Below are 2,793 nucleotides of genomic sequence, written 5' to 3'. Positions count from 1 at the left end.
GTGGCCGCTCAGGTCCACGAAGAGCTGCCCGTCGGGGAAACGGTCGCGGACCCGGTGCGCCCAGTGCACGGCCAGGGCGGTCTTGCCCGTGCCCGCGGTACCGGTCAGGGCGCAGACCACGCTCCCGGGCGCGGGCTCCTCCCCGGCGGGCAGCAGGGCGTCCAGCCGGGCCAGGTGATCGTCACGTCCGGTGAAGAACGCGGCGTCGTACGGCAGCAGTGCGGGGACGATCGGCTCGGCGGCGGGGGCGCTCGGCCCGCCAGCGGGGGCCGGTGGCGCGGTCGGCCGGGAGGTGACGGCGCGCGGTACGTCCATGTGCAGCACGCGCAGCTGGGCTTCGGACAGCTCCGGGCCAGGGCGGACGCCGAGTTGGTCGTCGAGACGGTCGCGTACGTCCGTGTAGACGCCGAGGGCGGCGGCCTGCTCGCCGGAGGCGGCGAGCGCCAGCATCAGCCGGGCGTGGACGCCTTCGTGCAGCGGCTCCAGGTCGGCGGTGCGGCGCAGTTCGTGGACGGCGTTCTCCGTCGTACCGGCCGCCAGGGCGCTGTCCGCGTACTCCTGGACCAGGGACAGACGCAGCCGGGTCAGGCCGACGGCGGAGGGGTGCTCGCGCAACCCCGGCGCCATGCCCTGGAGGACGGGGCCCCGCCACAGCCGCAGGGCGGCCTCGGCCTGCGCGTACGCCTCGGCCCGGTCGGCGGGCTCACCCCCGCCGTCGGCAATTAGGGAGGGCAGGGCGCGCGAGGCCAGGACGGTGAACCGCGCCGCGTCCGATCCCTGTTCGTCCAGGTCCAGTACGTAGCCCGTTCCGGTCCGGCGCAGTAGGCCGCCGGGCGGGTCCTCGGGGCGCGTCACCGGGGTGAGCAGCCGACGCAGCCGGGCCACATAGGTGTGGACCATGTTCGGGGAGCTGGCCGGAGGGCGGCCGTCCCACAGGGTGTCGACGATCTCTTCCTGTGACACGACGCTGCCCGGATGCAGACCGAGCAGGGCCAGCAGGGTGCTCTGTTTCGCCGCGCCGGGGTCAGCAGGCCGGCCCGCCACCTGGAGCATGAGGGGACCGAGGACGTCGAGCCGGAGCCGCCGTTCGTCACCGGGCTCCGGCGCGGTGTCCGGCCCCAGTACCTCCATGAGCCTGAGCACCGAGGGACTGTGCGGTGACCGTGCCCGGCCGCGCTCGATCTCGCGGATGGTGCGGGTGCTCACCCCGGCGAGTTCGGCGAGCTGCGGCTGGCTCAGACCCAACTGCGCCCGACGGCCACGGAGCCAGGCCCCCAACTGCTCAGGCATGCACCCCTGCTTCTCCCCGCATCCCCGCCGCCCGGCACCGGCGGCGGCCTCACCAGGCGGAACCTCCCGCCACGAATGGATGACAGTACGTGTGCGAGCCGTCGCCTGGGGAGATCCTTCTCCGCCAACAACCGGCCGGAAATCTTCAGGCAGAAGTTATCTGATGCCATGTCAACTCCTTCCCTGTACAGGGGACTTGTACAGCAGAAGCGCATCAGCACGCAGGGCGGCTTCGCCGCACGCGACGGAGCCGCCCCTTCGAGGATCTACTCGCCGGCCAGCAGCTTGGTCACGATCGCGACGGCCTTCTCGGTCGTCAGACCGCTCTTGCCTTCCTCGAACTGCCGCAACGGAGGAAGGAAGCCCGACCGAACCCACGCGATATTGCACACGTGTGCTACGGAACGCTTCCGGCATGGACTCCGTCCTGCGCAAACCACTCGCCGCCGCCTGCCGTGTCCGGCCGGCCTCCTTCTTGAGCCCACCAGCGGTACCCGTCACCAGGACCGGCGGCTCCGTGCCCTGGGGCCCGGGGTCGGACTCGACTCCGTAGCCGAGTTTCCAGGGGAGAGGCACGTCACCCACTGCCCGTGCCCCCGCGTTCGAAGCGCCCGTCGATTGCCGGTTGTTGCCGGTTGTTGCCGCTCCTTGCCGGTCGCGCCGAGTTCACGGGGCTCGATGGGCAGCGATTCCGCAGGTCAGAAGCTCCGGCGATCCAGGGCGGTGCGTACAGAAAGAATCAACTTTTCTGCATGGGCCGCTTCTTAGGCTTTGCCGTGTTGGGGCGGAGAGCTGACGTGTACATGACCCAGCAGTCCTCCAACAGCAGCGTTCCAGGAAAGGGAGAAAGCTCATGCGTTCCACCATCAAGACAGGGCGACGGGCCCTGGTCGTCCTGGCTGTCGCGGCGTCGGCGGTGACCGCGGCGCCGGTCGTCAGCACGGCCGCAGCCGCAGGCTCGGATACAAGTTCGGAGGTCCAGATCAAGACTTTCGCGGACAAGTGTCTCGACGTTTACCAGGGCCGCTCCGGCGACGAGACGCCGATCTTCCAGACCACCTGCCATGGCGGGTTCAACCAGCGCTACAAGATCACCGAGGTCGGCAACGGTCAGGTCGAGATCCGCACTTTCGCGGACAAGTGTCTCGACGTTTACCAGGGCCGCCCCGGCGACGAGACGCCGATCTTCCAGACCACCTGCCATGGCGGGTTCAACCAGCGGTTCAAGATCACCGAGGTCGGCAACGGTGAGGTCCAGATCCGCACTTTCGCGGACAAGTGTCTCGACGTTTACCAGGGCCGCCCCGGCGACGAGACGCCGATCTTCCAGACCACCTGCCATGGCGGGTTCAACCAGCGGTTCAAGATCACCGAGGTCGGCAACGGTGAGGTCCAGATCCGCACTTTCGCGGACAAGTGTCTCGACGTTTACCAGGGCCGCTCCAGCGACGAGACGGGGATCCTCCAGGTCACCTGCCATGGCGGGTTCAACCAGCGGTTCAA

General features: G+C 69.3%; 3 protein-coding genes. 1 reads left to right on the top strand and 2 read right to left on the bottom strand.

Features of this window, described 5'->3' with window-relative positions; genetic code table 11:
• The coding region (locus M8J73_RS11505) for a BTAD domain-containing putative transcriptional regulator (RefSeq protein WP_249828576.1) at nt 1-1,290 on the bottom strand (1,290 nt) is incomplete at its 3' end.
• Nucleotides 1,291-1,556: 266 nt separating this feature from the next.
• Nucleotides 1,557-1,682, bottom strand: coding sequence for a hypothetical protein (locus M8J73_RS44760; protein WP_274757634.1), 126 nt, complete (start codon nt 1,680-1,682; stop codon nt 1,557-1,559).
• A 461-nt stretch (nt 1,683-2,143) separates the two neighbouring features.
• Here M8J73_RS44760 and M8J73_RS11500 point away from each other — a divergent pair.
• Nucleotides 2,144-2,793: RICIN domain-containing protein (locus M8J73_RS11500; RefSeq protein ID WP_249828575.1), on the top strand; the 650-nt coding region annotated here is incomplete at its 3' end.

Origin of the sequence: Streptomyces neyagawaensis (genome assembly GCF_023516595.1) — a bacterium.
In the GTDB taxonomy this organism is placed as follows: Bacteria; Actinomycetota; Actinomycetes; order Streptomycetales; family Streptomycetaceae; genus Streptomyces; species Streptomyces neyagawaensis.
Note: the sequence above shows the minus strand (reverse complement) of the source record. Positions and strands in the feature narration are given on the sequence as shown.